At 62.9% G+C, this 16291-nt stretch carries 29 protein-coding genes; 1 reads left to right on the plus strand and 28 read right to left on the minus strand.

Going from position 1 to position 16291, the window contains the following annotated elements; translation table 11 throughout:
• Positions 1 to 43: 43 nt before the first annotated feature.
• From rplQ to rpsM, 4 genes are all read right to left on the minus strand, one after another.
• The gene (gene rplQ / locus DDF70_RS24500; protein ID WP_114947410.1) at positions 44 to 466 is read right to left on the minus strand and encodes a 50S ribosomal protein L17; all 423 of its coding nucleotides are present in this window, start codon (positions 464 to 466) and stop codon (positions 44 to 46) included.
• Between the two features lie 122 nt (positions 467 to 588).
• Positions 589 to 1611: a DNA-directed RNA polymerase subunit alpha gene (locus DDF70_RS24505; RefSeq protein WP_170316116.1), complete on the minus strand. Its 1023-nt coding sequence runs from the start codon at positions 1609 to 1611 to the stop codon at positions 589 to 591.
• 89 nt (positions 1612 to 1700) lie between these two features.
• Complete coding sequence (gene rpsK, locus DDF70_RS24510) at positions 1701 to 2090, minus strand: 30S ribosomal protein S11 (protein ID WP_009764323.1); 390 nt, start codon at positions 2088 to 2090, stop codon at positions 1701 to 1703.
• Between the two features lie 78 nt (positions 2091 to 2168).
• A complete protein-coding gene (gene rpsM / locus DDF70_RS24515; protein WP_009764322.1) occupies positions 2169 to 2537 on the minus strand; it encodes a 30S ribosomal protein S13 in 369 nt (122 codons plus the stop codon).
• Between the two features lie 347 nt (positions 2538 to 2884).
• Here rpsM and DDF70_RS24520 point away from each other — a divergent pair, with 347 nt between their 5' ends.
• Positions 2885 to 3229 carry a DUF6968 family protein gene (locus DDF70_RS24520; RefSeq protein ID WP_114947411.1) on the plus strand — a complete coding sequence of 115 codons (345 nt, stop codon included), beginning with the start codon at positions 2885 to 2887 and terminating at the stop codon, positions 3227 to 3229.
• Between the two features lie 27 nt (positions 3230 to 3256).
• Here DDF70_RS24520 and DDF70_RS24525 read toward each other — a convergent pair whose 3' ends face one another.
• The 24 genes from DDF70_RS24525 to tuf all read right to left on the minus strand — a co-directional run bounded on the left by DDF70_RS24525 (position 3257) and on the right by tuf (position 16291).
• Complete coding sequence (locus DDF70_RS24525; RefSeq protein WP_114947412.1) at positions 3257 to 3838, minus strand: adenylate kinase; 582 nt, start codon at positions 3836 to 3838, stop codon at positions 3257 to 3259.
• 144 nt (positions 3839 to 3982) lie between these two features.
• The gene (secY, locus tag DDF70_RS24530; RefSeq protein WP_114947413.1) at positions 3983 to 5320 is read right to left on the minus strand and encodes a preprotein translocase subunit SecY; all 1338 of its coding nucleotides are present in this window, start codon (positions 5318 to 5320) and stop codon (positions 3983 to 3985) included.
• Positions 5321 to 5425: 105 nt separating this feature from the next.
• Complete coding sequence (gene rplO, locus DDF70_RS24535) at positions 5426 to 5899, minus strand: 50S ribosomal protein L15 (protein ID WP_114947414.1); 474 nt, start codon at positions 5897 to 5899, stop codon at positions 5426 to 5428.
• 10 nt (positions 5900 to 5909) lie between these two features.
• Positions 5910 to 6116, minus strand: coding sequence for a 50S ribosomal protein L30 (gene rpmD, locus DDF70_RS24540; protein ID WP_009764317.1), 207 nt, complete (start codon positions 6114 to 6116; stop codon positions 5910 to 5912).
• A gap of 14 nt (positions 6117 to 6130) precedes the next feature.
• Positions 6131 to 6700, minus strand: a complete 570-nt coding sequence (gene rpsE / locus DDF70_RS24545) for a 30S ribosomal protein S5 (protein WP_009764316.1) — start codon at positions 6698 to 6700, stop codon at positions 6131 to 6133.
• 64 nt (positions 6701 to 6764) lie between these two features.
• Entirely contained in the window at positions 6765 to 7127 is a 363-nt protein-coding gene (gene rplR / locus DDF70_RS24550) for a 50S ribosomal protein L18 (protein ID WP_009764315.1), read from the minus strand.
• Between the two features lie 12 nt (positions 7128 to 7139).
• A complete protein-coding gene (gene rplF / locus DDF70_RS24555) occupies positions 7140 to 7673 on the minus strand; it encodes a 50S ribosomal protein L6 (protein WP_114947415.1) in 534 nt (177 codons plus the stop codon).
• A gap of 36 nt (positions 7674 to 7709) precedes the next feature.
• Positions 7710 to 8105, minus strand: coding sequence for a 30S ribosomal protein S8 (rpsH, locus tag DDF70_RS24560; protein ID WP_009764313.1), 396 nt, complete (start codon positions 8103 to 8105; stop codon positions 7710 to 7712).
• A gap of 15 nt (positions 8106 to 8120) precedes the next feature.
• Positions 8121 to 8426 carry a 30S ribosomal protein S14 gene (gene rpsN / locus DDF70_RS24565; protein ID WP_009764312.1) on the minus strand — a complete coding sequence of 102 codons (306 nt, stop codon included), beginning with the start codon at positions 8424 to 8426 and terminating at the stop codon, positions 8121 to 8123.
• Between the two features lie 39 nt (positions 8427 to 8465).
• A complete protein-coding gene (rplE, locus tag DDF70_RS24570) occupies positions 8466 to 9032 on the minus strand; it encodes a 50S ribosomal protein L5 (RefSeq protein WP_114947416.1) in 567 nt (188 codons plus the stop codon).
• Positions 9025 to 9342 (minus strand): 50S ribosomal protein L24, encoded by a 318-nt coding sequence (gene rplX, locus DDF70_RS24575; protein WP_009764310.1) that lies wholly within the window; start codon positions 9340 to 9342, stop codon positions 9025 to 9027. Before rplX ends, rplE begins: the two co-directional genes overlap by 8 nt.
• Positions 9342 to 9710 carry a 50S ribosomal protein L14 gene (rplN, locus tag DDF70_RS24580; protein WP_009764309.1) on the minus strand — a complete coding sequence of 123 codons (369 nt, stop codon included), beginning with the start codon at positions 9708 to 9710 and terminating at the stop codon, positions 9342 to 9344. The genes rplX and rplN overlap by 1 nt, the downstream gene beginning before the upstream one ends.
• A gap of 163 nt (positions 9711 to 9873) precedes the next feature.
• Positions 9874 to 10113: a 30S ribosomal protein S17 gene (gene rpsQ, locus DDF70_RS24585; RefSeq protein WP_114947417.1), complete on the minus strand. Its 240-nt coding sequence runs from the start codon at positions 10111 to 10113 to the stop codon at positions 9874 to 9876.
• A gap of 12 nt (positions 10114 to 10125) precedes the next feature.
• Complete coding sequence (rpmC, locus tag DDF70_RS24590) at positions 10126 to 10338, minus strand: 50S ribosomal protein L29 (protein WP_114947418.1); 213 nt, start codon at positions 10336 to 10338, stop codon at positions 10126 to 10128.
• 11 nt (positions 10339 to 10349) lie between these two features.
• Positions 10350 to 10763, minus strand: a complete 414-nt coding sequence (gene rplP, locus DDF70_RS24595; protein ID WP_009764306.1) for a 50S ribosomal protein L16 — start codon at positions 10761 to 10763, stop codon at positions 10350 to 10352.
• Between the two features lie 24 nt (positions 10764 to 10787).
• Complete coding sequence (gene rpsC / locus DDF70_RS24600; RefSeq protein WP_036358354.1) at positions 10788 to 11492, minus strand: 30S ribosomal protein S3; 705 nt, start codon at positions 11490 to 11492, stop codon at positions 10788 to 10790.
• Between the two features lie 11 nt (positions 11493 to 11503).
• Entirely contained in the window at positions 11504 to 11884 is a 381-nt protein-coding gene (gene rplV, locus DDF70_RS24605) for a 50S ribosomal protein L22 (RefSeq protein WP_009764304.1), read from the minus strand.
• A 1-nt stretch (position 11885) separates the two neighbouring features.
• On the minus strand, positions 11886 to 12164 hold the full coding sequence (gene rpsS / locus DDF70_RS24610) for a 30S ribosomal protein S19 (protein ID WP_009764303.1): 279 nt from the start codon (positions 12162 to 12164) through the stop codon (positions 11886 to 11888).
• A gap of 15 nt (positions 12165 to 12179) precedes the next feature.
• Positions 12180 to 13016 (minus strand): 50S ribosomal protein L2, encoded by an 837-nt coding sequence (rplB, locus tag DDF70_RS24615; protein ID WP_114947419.1) that lies wholly within the window; start codon positions 13014 to 13016, stop codon positions 12180 to 12182.
• Between the two features lie 20 nt (positions 13017 to 13036).
• A complete protein-coding gene (locus tag DDF70_RS24620) occupies positions 13037 to 13333 on the minus strand; it encodes a 50S ribosomal protein L23 (protein ID WP_114947420.1) in 297 nt (98 codons plus the stop codon).
• On the minus strand, positions 13330 to 13950 hold the full coding sequence (rplD, locus tag DDF70_RS24625; RefSeq protein WP_114947421.1) for a 50S ribosomal protein L4: 621 nt from the start codon (positions 13948 to 13950) through the stop codon (positions 13330 to 13332). Before rplD ends, DDF70_RS24620 begins: the two co-directional genes overlap by 4 nt.
• Entirely contained in the window at positions 13950 to 14678 is a 729-nt protein-coding gene (rplC, locus tag DDF70_RS24630; protein WP_114947422.1) for a 50S ribosomal protein L3, read from the minus strand. Before rplC ends, rplD begins: the two co-directional genes overlap by 1 nt.
• Positions 14679 to 14725: 47 nt before the next feature.
• Complete coding sequence (gene rpsJ / locus DDF70_RS24635; RefSeq protein ID WP_009764298.1) at positions 14726 to 15034, minus strand: 30S ribosomal protein S10; 309 nt, start codon at positions 15032 to 15034, stop codon at positions 14726 to 14728.
• 66 nt (positions 15035 to 15100) lie between these two features.
• Positions 15101 to 16291: an elongation factor Tu gene (gene tuf / locus DDF70_RS24640; protein ID WP_114947423.1), complete on the minus strand. Its 1191-nt coding sequence runs from the start codon at positions 16289 to 16291 to the stop codon at positions 15101 to 15103.

A 16291-nucleotide genomic window follows, 5' to 3' on the forward strand; every position in this document is an offset into this window, starting at 1 on the left:
CGGCCCGAAGACCGCCCTTGATGAAATCGTTGAAGCCGAGATCTTACTCGGCGGCTTCGACCAGCTCTTCCTTCTGGGTCGGGCCCGAATCCTGGCCGCGCGCATCAACGTCGCGGTCCACGAACTCGATCACGGCCAGCGGGGCGTTGTCACCGTAGCGGAAGCCGGCCTTCAGGACGCGGGTGTAGCCGCCGTTGCGGTCCTGGTAACGCTTGCCCAGAACGTCGAACAGCTTCTTGACCATGGTCTCATCGCGCAGCTTCGACATGGCGAGGCGGCGGGCATGCAGGTCACCGCGCTTGCCGAGCGTGATCAGCTTCTCGACGACGGGACGCAGGTCCTTCGCCTTCGGCAGGGTCGTGACGATCTGCTCGTGCTTGATCAGCGCAGCCGCCATATTGGCGAACATGGCCTTGCGGTGTTCGGTCGTGCGGTTGAAGCGACGACCACGGAATCCGTGACGCATTGGCTTTCTCCTTGATCTTACGGCCGCCGTGCCAAGGTACGGCCGTCTCTCTTATGATCCCGTCCTATGGGCGGGGGCAGGTTTGAAGCCGCCCTTCTTCGTGAAAGGCGGCTTCAGAAAACTCAGTAGTGCTCTTCGAAGCGCTTCGCGAGGTCTTCGATGTTCTCCGGCGGCCAGCCCGGCACGTCCATGCCGAGGTGCAGGCCCATGCCGGCGAGAACTTCCTTGATCTCGTTGAGCGACTTGCGGCCGAAGTTCGGGGTGCGGAGCATTTCCGCCTCGGACTTCTGGATGAGGTCGCCGATATAGACGATGTTGTCGTTCTTCAGGCAGTTGGCCGAACGGACCGACAGCTCGAGCTCGTCCACCTTCTTGAGGAGCGCCGGGTTGAAGGGCAGCTGCGGTGCGGCAGCGGCGGCCTCTTCCTTGCGCGGCTCTTCGAAGTTCACGAAGACCTGGAGCTGATCCTGCAGGATGCGGGCGGCATAGGCTACGGCATCCTCAGGCGTCACGGCGCCGTTGGTCTCGACCGTCATGATCAACTTGTCGTAGTCGAGAATCTGGCCCTCGCGGGTGTTCTCGATGCGATAGGAGACCTTCTTGACCGGGCTGTAGAGCGAGTCGACCGGGATGAGGCCGATCGGAGCGTCCTCGGTGCGGTTGCGCTCGGCAGGAACGTAGCCCTTGCCCGTGTCGACCGTGAACTCCATGCGGATCTCGGCGCCCTCATCGAGGGTGCAGAGCACGAGCTCGGGGTTCAGGATCTGCACGTCGCCGACGGTGTTGATGTCGCCAGCCGTCACAGCGCCAGGGCCGGTCTTGCGGAGCGTCATGCGCTTCGCGCCCTCGCCCTGCATCTTGATGGCGATCGTCTTCACGTTGAGGACGATGTCGGTTACGTCCTCGCGGACACCCGGGATGGACGAGAACTCGTGCAGCACGCCGTCGATATGGATCGCCGTCACTGCCGCGCCCTGGAGCGACGACAGGAGGACCCGGCGCAGCGAGTTGCCGAGCGTCGTGCCGAAGCCACGCTCGAGCGGCTCGGCCACGACCGTCGCGATGCGCTTCGGGTCGTCGCCGGGGGCGACTTCAAGCTTGTTCGGCTTAATCAGCTCTTGCCAGTTCTTTTGGATCACAACCACACCTCATGAGGTACGGCTTGAAGGGAGGCTTGCGGCCAACCCTTTAAACCGGAACGCGCGTGGGTTTTGGACCCACGCGCCGGATAACCTTAGACGCGGCGACGCTTGCGCGGGCGGCAGCCGTTGTGCGGGATCGGCGTCACGTCACGGATCGACGTGACGGTGAAACCGGCCGACTGGAGGGCGCGCAGAGCGGACTCACGGCCGGAGCCGGGACCGGACACTTCGACCTCAAGGGTGCGCATGCCGTGCTCGGCAGCCTTGCGGGCCGCATCTTCAGCGGCGATCTGAGCCGCGTACGGGGTCGACTTACGCGAACCCTTGAAACCCATGGCACCGGCCGAGGACCAGGAGATCGTGTTGCCCTGAGCGTCGGTGATGGTGATCATGGTGTTGTTGAACGAGGCGTTCACATGCGCCACGCCGGAAACGATGTTCTTGCGTTCGCGGCGGCGGACGCGGGTAGCTTCTTTAGCCATTCCAAAGATCCTTCAAGCGCGCCCGTCGTTCCAGGCGCTCGGGAGAAAAGGCCGCCCGCGGGGAGCGGCCGATCAAAATTACTTCTTCTTGCCGGCGATCGGCTTCGCCTTGCCCTTGCGGGTGCGGGCGTTCGTGTGCGTGCGCTGACCGCGAGTCGGCAGGGAGCGGCGGTGACGCAGGCCACGATAGGCGGCGAGATCCATCAGGCGCTTGATGTTCATGGACACTTCGCGGCGCAGATCACCTTCGACGATGTAGTCGCGGTCGATCGTCTCGCGGATGGCCAGAACCTCGGCGTCGGTCAGCTGGTTCACGCGGCGCTCGGCCGGGATGTTGACCTTCTCGATGATCTCCTGGGCCTTCTTGGGCCCAATGCCGTGGATGTACTGAAGCGCGATCACAACGCGCTTGGCGGTCGGGATGTTGACGCCAGCTATACGGGCCATCGTCCGTCTCCATGTCAGAAGCAAATGCTTCGGGTTTTGGTTATCGCGCGTCCGGTGGAGGCCGGCCCCTGCGCGGGCTTATGCAAAACAAAACGACCCGAGTGACTTCTCCCGAAGCCCTCCGAGCCGAGCTCATCTTTTGCAAGTGGAGGCACATAGCCGCTTTTAGGGCTTACGTCAACACCGTTTAGAGCATCAAGCCCATCGCTGTCCTGGATCTCCAAGCATGACGCCCGACCGAACCTGTACGCATCCAGTCGCAGCCGCCATCGATCCCAAGAGACATTCTATGTAATACTGAAGCAATATAGACCAGACGGCTCTACCACCGGACGACCGAGCATCCCATGATCATTGCACAGCGTGAACTCGACTATGTCACTCAATCAGGAACAATCATCCCCGTGCCGGTCAAGCTCTATGCTCCGGCGGGAAGCGGCAAATACTGGTGGTGCCGCTTCACCATTGAATGGCCGGACGGGGTGGACGAGACCACGACTTACGGCGTCGATCAGTTCCAGGCGATCATTCTGACGCTACAGATGATCGGCTCCCGCCTGTATCTCAGTGACTGCCACAAGTCCGGAAGGTTGTACTTCGAAACACCAGGGTCCGGTTACGGCTTTCCCGTGCCGAAGATCATGCGAGACCTCCTGATCGGCGACGATCAACGGTTTGACGGAGAGGGATAAGGAACAGCCGAGCTGTCCCCTCCTCCGTCACCGTCCAAGAATTCCCCTGATCGCCTCGGTCACGTCATCGATCGGCTTCATGCCGTCGACGGTCTTCAGCATGCCCCTGCTCTCGTAATAGGCCGAGAGCGGTGCCGTCTGGTTCCGGTAGGCTTCGAGCCGGGTCTTGAAGACTTCCGGATTGTCGTCCTTGCGGACCGGCTCCCCACGGGCTTCCGTTTCCTTGGCCCGCCGGACGATCCGATCGACCAGCTCGGCTTCGTTCACCTTGAACTCGATGACGGAATCGAGCCTGAGGCCCTTCTCGGCCAGCATCGCGTCGAACGCTTCCGCCTGGGCCACGGTCCGCGGGAAACCGTCGAGGATGAAGCCGTTCTTGGCGTCGGCCTCCTCGATCCGGTCGGCGATGATGCCGACCACGATATCGTCGGATACCAGGTCGCCCCGATCCATGACGGCCTTTGCCTTGAGACCGACCGGCGTACCGGCCGCCACGGCTGCGCGGAGCATGTCGCCCGTCGACAGCTGCGGAATTCCCAGCCTTTCGACCAGACGCACAGCCTGAGTGCCCTTCCCGGCTCCCGGCGGCCCCAGCAGAATCATCCTCATCGACGTCCCCCTCACTTCGTCGAGTTTGCTCGCCTGCGAGCGAGATGCTTCGATCTTAGAACTGCTCCCCTCACGGGGACCAGTTCTCCCTTTGCCTAATTGCTTCTGCTGACGGCGAACCGCCCCGGTTCGCCGGAGACAGCCTTATCGCCTGCGTGCGCCCTTGAGCTTCGCCTTCTTGACGAGGCCCTCATATTGGTGCGCCAGAAGATGGCCGTGCACCTGCGCGACCGTGTCCATGGTAACAGACACTACGATCAGAAGCGAAGTGCCGCCAAAGTAGAATGGCAAGGCCGCATAAGACACCAGCAGTTCGGGAATCAGGCAGATGATCACCAGATAGGCGGCGCCCAACACCGTGATGCGGGTCAGAACCTGATCGATGAAATCCGCCGTGCGCTCGCCGGGACGGATGCCCGGGATGAACCCGCCCTGCTTCTTCAGATTGTCGGCCGTCTCGGTCGGATTGAACACGATGGCGGTGTAGAAGAAGGCGAAGAACACGATCAGCGCCGCATAGAGGAACATGTAGGCCGGCCGCCCATGGCCCAGATAGGCCGTGAGGGTCGAGATGATTCCCGTACCGTCGGCGTTGCTCTGGAAGCTGCCGATTGTGGCCGGCAGCAGCAGCAGCGAGGACGCGAAGATCGGCGGAATCACGCCCGAGGTGTTGAGCTTGAGCGGCAGGAACGACGTCTGCCCCTCATAGATCCGGTTGCCGACCTGGCGCTTCGGATAGTTGATCAGCAGACGGCGCTGAGCGCGCTCCATGAACACGACGAAGTAGATGATCGCCACAGCCATCACGATGACGCCGAGGATCAGGCCGGTCGAGATCGCACCCTGGCGGCCGAGCTCCAGCGTGCCCGCGATAGCATTGGGCAGGTTCGCCACGATGCCGGCGAAGATGATCAGCGACGTGCCGTTGCCGATTCCCCGCGAGGTGATCTGCTCGCCCAGCCACATGAGGAACATGGTTCCGCCGGTGAGCGTGATCACGGTCGAGATGAGGAAGAACGGCCCGGGAGATTGCACGATGGTCCCTGAGCTCTGCAGGCCCACCGCGATGCCCCAGGACTGGAACACGGCCAGGAACACCGTCAGATAGCGGGTGTACTGGTTCAGGATCTTGCGGCCCGCCTCGCCTTCCTTTTTCAGCGCCTCGAGCGAGGGCAGAACGGAGGTGAGGAGCTGGACGATGATCGATGCCGAGATGTACGGCATGATGTTCAGGGCGAAGATGGCCATGCGCTCCACGGCGCCGCCCGAGAACATGTTGAAGAGGCCGAGCACGCCCCCGCTGGCATTCTGGAAGCTCTGCCGGAGTGCTTCCGGATCGATGCCGGGCAGCGGAATGTAGGTGCCGAGACGGTAGATGATGAGGGCGCCTAAGGTGAACCAGATGCGCTTCTTGAGCTCATCGGCCTTGGCAATGGCGCCGAAATTGATGTTTGCCGCGAGTTGCTCGGCTGCTGAGGCCATAGTGGTGTCCCCGAAATACCTGATACGTGACGGTCATCACGCAAACGGCGGCCACGCGATCAGACGCGGGCCGCCGCTTGGATCTTAGTCAATGTGGGCGCTGGCTCACACCTGCGCAACGGCACCCAAAAGGGTGACCGAGCCACCAGCCTTCTCGATCGCTTCGACGGCCGACTTAGACGCGCCGTGGACCTGGAAGGAAAGCTTCGTCTTGAGCTCGCCGACGCCGAGGATCTTCACGCCGTCACGGGGCTTGGACACCACACCGGCGGCCACCAGCGTCTCGACGGTCACGGCGGTAGCCGTGTCGAGCTTGCCGGCCTCAATGGCCTGCTGGATGCGGCCGACGTTGACCTCGTTCAGCTCGATCGCGTTCGGCTTGTTGAAGCCACGCTTCGGCAGACGACGATGCAGAGGCATCTGACCGCCTTCGAAGCCCTTGATCGACACGCCGGTACGGGACTTCTGTCCCTTCACGCCGCGTCCACCGGTCTTGCCCTTGCCGGAGCCGATACCACGGCCGACACGCATGCGGTTCTTGGTGGAACCTTCGTTGTCACGAATTTCGTTGAGTTTCATGACGCTCTCCTCACTGCCCGTCGACAACGCGCACGAGGTGCTTGACCTTCTCGATCATGCCGCGAACTGCCGGCGTGTCTTCCAAGGTCGAGGTACGGTGAAGCTTGTTGAGCTTGAGGCCGATCAGCGTCTGGCGCTGCTTGGCTTCACGGCGGATCGGCGAGCCGATCTGCTCAACGGTGACGGTCTTCCCAGCGGAAGCAGGATTCTTTGCCATCGTCAAAGCCTCCCTTACGCTTCAGCGCCAGCGGCTTCGCTGACATCCGCATCGCGGCGGCGAGCCTGCAGCGTCGAGACCTTCAGGCCACGGCGAGCGGCGACCGAACGCGGGCTGTCCTCGTTCTTGAGCGCGTCGAAAGTCGCGCGGACGAGGTTGTACGGGTTCGACGAGCCGAGCGACTTGGCGACCACGTCCTGCATGCCCACCACCTCGAAGACGGCGCGCATCGGGCCGCCGGCGATGATGCCGGTACCCTGGGGAGCGGCACGCAGCACGACCTTGCCGGCGCCGTGGCGGCCGTTCACGTCGTGGTGAAGCGTGCGGCCCTCGCGGAGGGCAACGCGGATCATGGAACGCTTGGCGGCGTCCGTGGCCTTGCGGATGGCTTCCGGCACTTCACGGGCCTTGCCGTGACCGAAGCCGACGCGGCCCTTCTGGTCGCCGACGACGACGAGAGCAGCGAAGCCGAAGCGACGGCCGCCCTTCACCACCTTGGCGACGCGGTTGATGTGGACCAGGCGGTCCACGAATTCGCTGTCGCGCTCTTCGCGATCAGCACGTTCTCTTGGTTCTCTAGCCATGAGACCTCTCACTTGCGCGGGCGGCGGGCCCGCTCGCTAAGGGTTACTTGGATTATACCCGCCGTTAGAAATCCAGACCGCCTTCACGGGCTGCGTCGGCCAGAGCCTTGACGCGGCCGTGATAGAGGTAGCCCGAGCGGTCGAAGATGACCTGCTTCACGCCGGCCTGAACCGCACGCTCAGCAACGAGCTTGCCCACTTCCTTCGCCGCATCCACGGTGGCGCCGGTCTTGAGCTTGCCCTTCAGGTCAGCCTCGAGGGTCGAAGCCGACGCGACCGTGTGGCCGCGCACGTCATCGATGACCTGGGCGTAGATCTGCTTGGACGAACGGAAGACCGACAAACGCGGACGGCCATTCGCTGCCTTCTTGATCGCACGGCGCACACGAGCCTTGCGGCGATCTTCAGCGCCTTTCTTCTCAGCCATGATACGTCGTCCTTACTTCTTCTTGCCTTCCTTACGGAAGATGAACTCGTCGGAGTACTTGACGCCCTTGCCCTTGTAGGGCTCCGGACCGCGATACTCGCGGATCTCGGCGGCGGTCTGACCGACGACCTGCTTGTCGATGCCGGCCACGACGACTTCCGTCGGCTTCGGCGTCGTGATCGTGACACCGGCCGGGATCGCGTAGTCGATATCGTGGCTGTAGCCCAGCGACAGCTTCAGCACCTTGCCGGCAACGGCGGCCTTGTAGCCGACGCCGTTGATCTCGAGGCGCTTCTCGAAGCCCTTGGACACGCCTTCGACCAGGTTCGCCACCTGGGCACGGGACATGCCCCACTTCGCACGGGCCGTCTTGGACTCGTCGCGCGGGTTCACCGACACGGCGCCGTTCTCAAGAGCAACCGACACTTCTTCGGGAACGAGGAACGAGAGTTCGCCCTTCGAGCCCTTCACCTTAACCATCTGACCGTCAACGGTAGCCGTCACACCTGACGGAACCGTAACGGGCTTCTTGCCTACTCGGGACATTTTCGAATCTCCGTGGTTCTGTGCGGGTGCCTGGCCTTAGAAGACCTTGCAGAGCACTTCGCCGCCCACGTTCCTCTCACGGGCCTCATGGTCGGCCATCACGCCCTGAGGCGTCGAGAGGATGGTGATGCCGAGGCCGTCAGCCACGCGGGGCATGGTGTCGACGGAGGCATACACGCGGCGGCCCGGCTTGGAGACGCGCTCGATGGAGCGGATCACCGGCTGACCGTCATAGTACTTCAGCTCGATCGAGAACTCCGTCCGGCCGTTGCCGAACTCGGTCTGCGAATAGTCGCGGATGTAGCCCTCGCTCTTCAGAACTTCGAGGACACGGGCGCGAAGCTTCGAGCCGGGGGTGGAGACGGATCCGCGACGGCGCATCTGCGCGTTACGGATACGGGTGAGCATATCGCCCAACGGATCGTTGATCATATAATGCCCTCCCCCTTACCAGCTGGACTTCACGAGGCCCGGAATCAGGCCCTTGTTGCCCAGTTCGCGCAGAGCGATACGCGACATGCCGAGCTTGCGATAGTAAGCGCGCGGGCGGCCCGTGATCTCGCAACGGTTGCGGATGCGGGTCTTGCTCGCGTTGCGCGGCAGCTCAGCCAGCTTGAGGCGCGCCTCGAAGCGCTCCTCCATGGACTTCGACTCGTCGTTGGCGACCGCCAGGAGGCGCTCGCGGCGTCCGGCGAACTTCTTCACCAGGTCGCGACGATGCTTGTTCTTCTCAATAGCGCTTTTCTTAGCCATGCTTTTATCTCCAGTGTCCGCGTTTGAGGACAGCTATCCTCACTGCCGGAACGGGAAGTTGAAGTGACGCAGCAGGGCGCGGGCTTCTTCGTCGGTCTTCGCCGTGGTGGTGATGACGACGTCCATGCCCCAAACCTGCTCGACCCTGTCGTAATTGATCTCAGGGAACACCAGGTGCTCCTTGATACCCATTGCGTAGTTGCCGCGGCCGTCGAACGACTTGGGGTTCAGGCCCCGGAAGTCGCGGACGCGGGGAAGAGCGACGGTCACGAGACGGTCAAGGAACTCGTACATGCGAGCCTTGCGCAGCGTAACCTTGGCACCGATCGGCATGCCCTCGCGAACCTTGAACTGCGAGATAGCCTTGCGGGCCTTCGTGATCACCGGCTTCTGGCCGGCGATGAGAGCGAGATCGGCAGCAGCGACCGAAGCCTTCTTCGAGTCGGCGGTCGATTCGCCAACGCCCATGTTGAGGACGATCTTCTCGATCGTCGGCACTTCCATGGGGTTCTTGTAGCCGAATTCTTCAATGAGCTTCGGACGCACCACTTCCTCGTAGTGCTTCTTCAGCCGCGGCGTGTAGCCGTCCACCTGAGCCTTAGCCATCGATCAGGTCTCCCGAACGCTTGGCGAAACGAACCTTGCGGCCGTCTTCGAGAACTTTGAAACCAACCCGGGTCGGCTTGCCGTCCTTCGGGTCCGCGTAGGCCAGGTTCGACAGGTGGATGGCAGCCTCTTTCGAGATGATGCCGCCCTCGGCGTTTGCCGTCTGGCGCTGGTGGCGCTTCACGAGGTTCACGCCACGGACGACCGCGCGCTCTTCCTTCGGGAGCACCTGCACGACTTCACCGGTCTTGCCCTTGTCGCGACCGGTCAGGACAACGACCTTGTCGCCCTTCTTGATCTTCGCGGCCATTAGAGCACCTCCGGCGCAAGCGAAATGATTTTCATGTGGTTCTTGGCACGCAGTTCACGCGGAACGGGGCCGAAGATACGGGTGCCGACCGGCTCTTTCTGATTGTTGATCAGAACGGCGGCGTTACGGTCGAAACGGATGACCGAGCCGTCAGCGCGGCGGATGTCCTTGGCGGTGCGCACGACGACCGCCTTCATGACGTCGCCCTTCTTCACGCGGCCGCGCGGGATAGCTTCTTTCACGGATACGACGATGATATCGCCGACGGAAGCGTACTTACGCTTCGAACCGCCGAGAACCTTGATGCACATCACGCGACGGGCGCCGGAATTATCGGCGACGTCAAGATTCGTCTGCATCTGGATCATGGCTTTGATCCTTTCCTTTGTTTCAGACAGGTTTCCGGGCCAAGGCAGGATTGCCCCCCGGACTACGCCTGACGGGGATCTGACGTCCCCTGCCCTTCAAATGTCGAGAGAGGCGGCCGTATACACGAACCGCCCCCGTTAGACAACCCCAAAACGAAAGCTTTTAGGCCTCCGCTTGGTCGACGAGCACCCAGGTCTTGAGTTTGGAGAACGGCTTGGTCTCTTCGATCGAGACCGTGTCGCCCACCTTGGCAGTGTTGTTCTCGTCGTGGGCATGGTAGTTCTTCGTCTTACGCACGGTCTTCTTCAGAACCGGGTGCGTGAAACGACGCTCCACCTTCACGACGACCGTCTTGTCCTGCTTATCGCTGACAACGACGCCCTGCAAAACGCGCTTCGGCATCTTGATTTCCTCTTAAGCCTTAGCCGCAGCGGCCTTCTGGCGCTGCAGCGTCTTGACGCGGGCGATGTCCCGACGGACCTCACGGACGCGTCCGGTGTTTTCGAGCTGACCGGTCGCACGCTGGAAGCGGAGGTTGAACTGCTCCTTCTTCAGGTTCAGCAGCTCGTCCGTCAGCTGGTCCTGCGACATCGCATTGAGGTCGGAGGCTCTCTGCTTAGACTTCATGATCCCCTCCTTTACTCGGCAATGCGCTGGATGAAGCGCGTCTTGATCGGGAGCTTGGCAGCGCCGAGACGGAGCGCCTCACGGGCGATATCCTCCGGCACGCCGTCGATCTCGAACATGATGCGGCCAGGCTTCACCTTGGCTGCCCAATACTCGGGAGCGCCCTTACCCTTACCCATACGCACTTCGGTCGGCTTGGTCGACACCGGCACGTCCGGGAAGATGCGGATCCACACACGGCCCGCGCGCTTCATGGCGCGGGTGATGGCGCGGCGAGCCGCCTCGATCTGACGAGCGTTGACGCGCTCGGGTTCCATCGCCTTCAGGCCGAACTGGCCGAAGTTGAGGTCCGTACCGCCCTTCGCAGTGCCGGAGATGCGGCCCTTGAACTGCTTACGGAACTTGGTTTTCTTCGGTTGCAACATGGCAAACCTCTCCTGACCTCTCGGTTACGCCGCTTGCTCGCGGCGGCCACCGGAGCGGCCTCCTTCGTCGTTCATCCGCTTGTCCTGGGCCATCGGATCGTGCTCGAGGATTTCGCCCTTGAAGATCCAGACCTTGATGCCGCAGGTGCCATAGGTCGTGAAGGCCGTGGACGTGCCGTAATCCACATCCGCACGCAGGGTATGCAGCGGAACGCGACCCTCGCGGTACCATTCGAGGCGGGCGATTTCAGCGCCACCCAGACGGCCCGAGCAGTTGATACGGATGCCCTCGGCGCCCAGACGCATCGCCGACTGAACGGCGCGCTTCATGGCGCGGCGGAAAGCGACACGGCGCTCGAGCTGCTGAGCGATCGAGTCGGCCACCAGCGTCGCGTCGACTTCCGGCTTGCGGACTTCGACGATGTTGATCGCCACGTCGGCGTCCGTCATCTTCGAAACCAGCTTGCGCAGCTTCTCGATGTCGGCGCCCTTCTTGCCGATCACCACGCCCGGACGACCCGAGTGGATGGTGACGCGGCACTTCTTGTGCGGGCGTTCGATCACGATCTTCGAAACGGCGGCCTGCTTCAGCTGCTTCATGAGAGCTTCGCGGATCGCCATGTCCTCGTGCATCAGCTTGGCGTACTCGCCCTTGCCGGCGAACCAGCGCGAGTCCCAGGTCCGGTTGATGCCGAGCCGAAGACCGATCGGGTTAACTTTCTGACCCATCTGGTTCTCCTTTATGCCTGTTCGGCAACTTCCCGAACCACGATCGTGAGGTTCGAGAACGGCTTCATGATACGAGCACCCCGGCCACGGGCCCGGGCGTGGAAGCGCTTCATGACGAGCGCCTTGCCGACATAGGCCTGGCTGACGACGAGATCGTCCACATCGAGGTTGTGGTTGTTCTCGGCGTTGGCAATGGCGCTCTCGAGGCACTTCTTCACGTCGCGCGCGATGCGCTTGCGGGAGAACTCGAGATCGGCGAGAGCCGCAGAAACCTTCTTGCCGCGGATAAGGGCCGCAACAAGGTTGAGCTTCTGGGGGCTGACGCGCAGCATGCGAGCGACGGCTTGAGCCTCGGTGTCGCTCAGTGCGCGAGGAGTCGCGGCCTTACCCATCTTACTTCCTCTTCGCCTTCTTGTCCGCCGCGTGGCCGTGGAAAGTGCGGGTCGGCGAGAACTCGCCGAACTTGTGACCCACCATTTCCTCGTTCACGGAGACGGGAATGTGCTTCTGACCGTTGTAGACCCCGAAAGTGAGGCCCACGAACTGCGGGAGGATCGTGGAGCGGCGGCTCCAGATCTTGATAACCTCGTTGCGGCCCGAGGAACGGGCAGCCTCGGCCTTCTTGAGGAGGTAGCCGTCGACGAACGGACCCTTCCAAAGCGAACGTGCCATGACGTGCCTCTATCCTTACTTCTTCCGAGCGTGGCGGCTCGACACGATGAACTTGTCGGTCCGCTTGTTCGAACGGGTTTTCTTGCCCTTGGTCGGTACGCCCCACGGGGACACCGGATGACGACCACCGGAGGTGCGGCCCTCACCACCACCGTGCGGGTGGTCGATCGGGTTCATGGAAACGCCGCGGTTGTGCGGACGCTTGCCGAGCCAACGGTTACGACCAGCCTTACCGATCGAGGTGTTCATGTGGTCCGGGTTCGACACCGCACCGACGCTGGCGAAGCACAGGCCATGGACCAGGCGCTGCTCGCCGGAGTTCAGGCGGATCGTCACGTAGCCCTGGTCACGGCCCACGATCTGAGCATAGGTGCCGGCGGAGCGGGCGAGAGCGCCGCCCTTGCCGATCTTCAGCTCGACGTTGTGGATGATCGTTCCCACCGGCATGTTGCCGATCGGCATCGCGTTGCCCGGCTTAATGTCGACCTGCTCGCCAGCCGCCACCTGATCGCCGACAGCCAGACGCTGCGGGGCCAGGATGTAGGACTGCTCGCCGTCGGCGTAGCGGATCAGAGCGATGAAGGCGGTGCGGTTCGGATCGTACTCGATCCGCTCCACGGTCGCCGCATCGCCCAGACGGGCGCGACGCTTGAAGTCGACCAGACGGAGGGTGCGCTTGTGACCACCGCCACGGAAGCGGACGGTCACGCGACCCAGGTTGTTGCGGCCGCCGGAGGAGCTCTTGCCCTCCGTCAGCTTCTTGACCGGCTTGCCCTTGTAGAGCTCGCTGCGGTCGACGATCACCAGCTGGCGCAGGCCGGGGGTGATTGGTTTGAATGTTTTCAAAGCCATCGGATCACTCTCTCAACCGATCAGAGGCCCGTCGTGACGTCGATGGTCTGGCCCTCAACGAGGGTTACGACCGCCTTCTTCACGTCCGACCGCTGGCCGCGGGTGCCGCGGAACATCTTCACTTTGCCCTTGGTGACGAGCGTGTTGACGCTCTTCACCTTGACATCGAACAGCTTCTCAACCGCTTCCTTGATCTGCGGCTTCGTCGCATCCAGCCGCACCTTGAAGACGACCTTGTTCTGTTCGGACAGGGTTGTGGCCTTCTCGGTGATGACCGGGCTTACGATCACATCGTAATGGCGCGGGTCCAGGCTCATTTGAAGCGCGCCTCCAGCGCATCGACAGCCGACTTCGTGAGAACGAGCTTCTCGCGACGCAGGATGTCATAGACGTTGATGCCCTGCACCGGCAGGACGTCGATGTTCGGGATGTTGCGAGCAGCCCGCTGGAAGTTCGTCTCGATCTCAGCGCCGCCGATGATCAGGGCGTTGCCGAGGCCGAGCTTGCCGAAGCGCTCGACGAGAGCCTTCGTCTTCGGCTCGGCGAGCTTCACGTCGTCGATCACGACGAGAGAAGCGTCCTTAGCCTTGGACGAGAGCGCATGCTTCAGGGCGAGAGCGCGAACCTTCTTGGGCAGGTCGTGAGCATGGCTGCGGACCTGCGGGCCGAAGGCACGACCGCCGCCCCGGAACTGGGGAGCGCTCGCGGCGCCGTGACGGGCGCTGCCGGTGCCCTTCTGCTTGTAGACCTTCTTCGTCGTCCGGTCGATGTCCGAACGATTCTTGACGGCGTGCGTGCCGGCCTGGCGCTTCGCGAGCTGCCAACGGACGCAACGGGCGAGCAGGTCTGCGCGGGGCTCGAGACCGAAGATGGCCTCATTGAGATCCACGGAGCCAGCCTTGGCGCCTTCGAGCGTGGTGACATCAAGCTTCATCACGCATTCTCCTCTTGGGCCTGCTCAGCCTGGGCGGCCGGCGCAGCATCGTTGGCCGTACGGAAGGAGCCGGGCATCGGCACTTCCTTCGGCAGCTTGCGCTTCACCGCGTCGCGGACGAAGATCCAGCCGCCGGCCACGCCGGGAACGGCGCCCTCGACCAGGATCAGACCGCGCTCGACGTCGGTCGACACGACACGCAGGTTCTGCGTGGTGACGCGCTCGACACCCAGGTGACCCGGCATCTTCTTGTTCTTGAACGTCTTGCCCGGATCCTGGCGGCCACCGGTCGAACCAATCGAGCGGTGGGAGATCGACACGCCGTGGGTGGCGCGCAGACCGCCGAAGTTCCAGCGCTTCATACCGCCGGCGAAGCCCTTACCCGTCGTGATGCCCGTGACGTCCACGAACTGACCAGCAACGAAGTGATCGGCGGTGATCTCGGCGCCGACCGGGATGACAGCATCCTCGGAGACGCGGAATTCCGCGAGCTTGCGCTTCGGCTCGACCTGGGCGACGGCGAAACTTCCGCGCTCGGCCTTCGAAACGTTCTTCACCTTGGCCTTGCCGACGCCGACCTGCAGCGCGGTGTAGCCGTTCTTTTCCTTGGTCCGGTGGGCGACGACCTGGCAGCTGTCGACCTTCAGAACCGTGACCGGGACATGCTCGCCTGCATCCGTGAAGATGCGGGTCATCCCGACTTTCTGTGCAATGACGCCTGAGCGCATGTGCGTATCCTCTCGGCGTGTCTACCGAAGGCTCCAAGCCCGAAGGCTCAGAGCTTGATTTCCACGTCCACACCAGCAGCGAGATCGAGCTTCATCAGAGCATCAACCGTCTGCGGGGTGGGGTCCACGATATCGAGAACACGCTTGTGAGTGCGCATCTCGAACTGCTCGCGCGACTTCTTGTCGATGTGCGGCGAGCGAAGCACCGTAAAGCGCTCGATGCGCGTCGGCAGCGGGATGGGCCCGCGCACCTGAGCGCCGGTCCGCTTCGCGGTCGACACGATTTCGCGTGTCGAAGCGTCGAGGATCCTGTGGTCGAACGCCTTAAGGCGAATACGAATGTTTTGACCGTTCATGGCTTATCCATTCAACAAGGGAAGCGACCGAGCCGAAACCCGGCCGCTGTCCTTTGATCCTCTCAATTAATCCATCACGGCGGCGACGACGCCGGCGCCGACGGTGCGGCCGCCTTCGCGGATGGCGAAGCGCAGCTTCTCTTCCATGGCGATCGGCGCGATCAGCTCGACTTCCATCGTGATGTTGTCGCCCGGCATCACCATCTCGGTGCCCTCAGGCAGCTTCACCACGCCGGTCACGTCCGTCGTGCGGAAGTAGAACTGCGGCCGGTAGTTGCCGAAGAACGGCGTGTGACGGCCACCCTCTTCCTTCGTCAGGATGTAGGCCTCGGCCTTGAACTTCGTGTGCGGCTTGATCGAGCCCGGCTTGCACAGCACCTGGCCGCGCTCCACGTCCTCGCGCTTCGTGCCGCGCAGCAGCACGCCCACGTTGTCGCCCGCCTGGCCCTGGTCGAGCAGCTTGCGGAACATCTCCACGCCCGTGACCGTCGTCTTCTGCGTGTCGCGCAGACCCACGATCTCCACTTCCTCGCCGACCTTGATGATGCCGCGCTCGACGCGGCCCGTCACCACCGTGCCGCGGCCCGAGATCGAGAACACGTCCTCGATCGGCATCAGGAACGGCTGGTCCACCGGACGCTCCGGCTGCGGGATGTAGCGGTCGACCTCGGCCATCAGCTCGAGCACCCGGTCGCGGCCGATCTCAGGCTGACGGTCTTCCAGAGCGCACAGGGCCGAGCCCTTCACGATCGGGATGTCGTCGCCGGGGAAGTCGTACTTCGACAAAAGCTCGCGCACCTCGAGCTCGACCAGGTCGAGCAGCTCGGCGTCGTCGACCATGTCGACCTTGTTCATGAACACCACCAGGGCCGGCACGCCGACCTGACGCGCCAGCAGGATGTGCTCGCGCGTCTGCGGCATCGGGCCGTCGGCCGACGACACCACCAGGATCGCGCCGTCCATCTGCGCCGCGCCCGTGATCATGTTCTTCACGTAGTCGGCGTGGCCGGGGCAGTCCACGTGGGCATAGTGCCGGTTCGTGGTCTCGTACTCCACGTGCGCCGTCGAGATCGTGATGCCGCGCGCCTTCTCTTCCGGCGCCTTGTCGATCTGGTCGTACGCCGTGAACGTCGCTCCGCCCGACTCCGCCAGAACCTTCGTGATCGCTGCCGTCAGAGACGTCTTGCCATGGTCCACGTGACCAATCGTCCCAATGTTGCAGTGCGGCTTGGTCCGCTCAAACTTTTCCTTCGCCAT

The organism is Microvirga calopogonii, assembly GCF_003347665.1.
In the GTDB taxonomy this organism is placed as follows: Bacteria; Pseudomonadota; Alphaproteobacteria; order Rhizobiales; family Beijerinckiaceae; genus Microvirga; species Microvirga calopogonii.

Coding starts and splice junctions, on each gene's coding strand:
- rplQ (WP_114947410.1), bottom strand. CDS start 466: ATGCGTCACGGATTCCGTGGTCGTCGCTTCAACCGCACGACCGAACAC.
- rpsK (WP_009764323.1), bottom strand. CDS start 2,090: ATGGCTAAAGAAGCTACCCGCGTCCGCCGCCGCGAACGCAAGAACATC.
- rpsM (WP_009764322.1), bottom strand. CDS start 2,537: ATGGCCCGTATAGCTGGCGTCAACATCCCGACCGCCAAGCGCGTTGTG.
- DDF70_RS24520 (WP_114947411.1), top strand. CDS start 2,885: ATGATCATTGCACAGCGTGAACTCGACTATGTCACTCAATCAGGAACA.
- DDF70_RS24525 (WP_114947412.1), bottom strand. CDS start 3,838: ATGAGGATGATTCTGCTGGGGCCGCCGGGAGCCGGGAAGGGCACTCAG.
- secY (WP_114947413.1), bottom strand. CDS start 5,320: ATGGCCTCAGCAGCCGAGCAACTCGCGGCAAACATCAATTTCGGCGCC.
- rplO (WP_114947414.1), bottom strand. CDS start 5,899: ATGAAACTCAACGAAATTCGTGACAACGAAGGTTCCACCAAGAACCGC.
- rpmD (WP_009764317.1), bottom strand. CDS start 6,116: ATGGCAAAGAATCCTGCTTCCGCTGGGAAGACCGTCACCGTTGAGCAG.
- rpsE (WP_009764316.1), bottom strand. CDS start 6,700: ATGGCTAGAGAACCAAGAGAACGTGCTGATCGCGAAGAGCGCGACAGC.
- rplR (WP_009764315.1), bottom strand. CDS start 7,127: ATGGCTGAGAAGAAAGGCGCTGAAGATCGCCGCAAGGCTCGTGTGCGC.
- rplF (WP_114947415.1), bottom strand. CDS start 7,673: ATGTCCCGAGTAGGCAAGAAGCCCGTTACGGTTCCGTCAGGTGTGACG.
- rpsH (WP_009764313.1), bottom strand. CDS start 8,105: ATGATCAACGATCCGTTGGGCGATATGCTCACCCGTATCCGTAACGCG.
- rpsN (WP_009764312.1), bottom strand. CDS start 8,426: ATGGCTAAGAAAAGCGCTATTGAGAAGAACAAGCATCGTCGCGACCTG.
- rplE (WP_114947416.1), bottom strand. CDS start 9,032: ATGGCTAAGGCTCAGGTGGACGGCTACACGCCGCGGCTGAAGAAGCAC.
- rplX (WP_009764310.1), bottom strand. CDS start 9,342: ATGGCCGCGAAGATCAAGAAGGGCGACAAGGTCGTTGTCCTGACCGGT.
- rplN (WP_009764309.1), bottom strand. CDS start 9,710: ATGATCCAGATGCAGACGAATCTTGACGTCGCCGATAATTCCGGCGCC.
- rpsQ (WP_114947417.1), bottom strand. CDS start 10,113: ATGCCGAAGCGCGTTTTGCAGGGCGTCGTTGTCAGCGATAAGCAGGAC.
- rpmC (WP_114947418.1), bottom strand. CDS start 10,338: ATGAAGTCTAAGCAGAGAGCCTCCGACCTCAATGCGATGTCGCAGGAC.
- rplP (WP_009764306.1), bottom strand. CDS start 10,763: ATGTTGCAACCGAAGAAAACCAAGTTCCGTAAGCAGTTCAAGGGCCGC.
- rpsC (WP_036358354.1), bottom strand. CDS start 11,492: ATGGGTCAGAAAGTTAACCCGATCGGTCTTCGGCTCGGCATCAACCGG.
- rplV (WP_009764304.1), bottom strand. CDS start 11,884: ATGGGTAAGGCCGCGACTCCTCGCGCACTGAGCGACACCGAGGCTCAA.
- rpsS (WP_009764303.1), bottom strand. CDS start 12,164: ATGGCACGTTCGCTTTGGAAGGGTCCGTTCGTCGACGGCTACCTCCTC.
- rplB (WP_114947419.1), bottom strand. CDS start 13,016: ATGGCTTTGAAAACATTCAAACCAATCACCCCCGGCCTGCGCCAGCTG.
- DDF70_RS24620 (WP_114947420.1), bottom strand. CDS start 13,333: ATGAGCCTGGACCCGCGCCATTACGATGTGATCGTAAGCCCGGTCATC.
- rplD (WP_114947421.1), bottom strand. CDS start 13,950: ATGAAGCTTGATGTCACCACGCTCGAAGGCGCCAAGGCTGGCTCCGTG.
- rplC (WP_114947422.1), bottom strand. CDS start 14,678: ATGCGCTCAGGCGTCATTGCACAGAAAGTCGGGATGACCCGCATCTTC.
- rpsJ (WP_009764298.1), bottom strand. CDS start 15,034: ATGAACGGTCAAAACATTCGTATTCGCCTTAAGGCGTTCGACCACAGG.
- tuf (WP_114947423.1), bottom strand. CDS start 16,291: ATGGCGAAGGAAAAGTTTGAGCGGACCAAGCCGCACTGCAACATTGGG.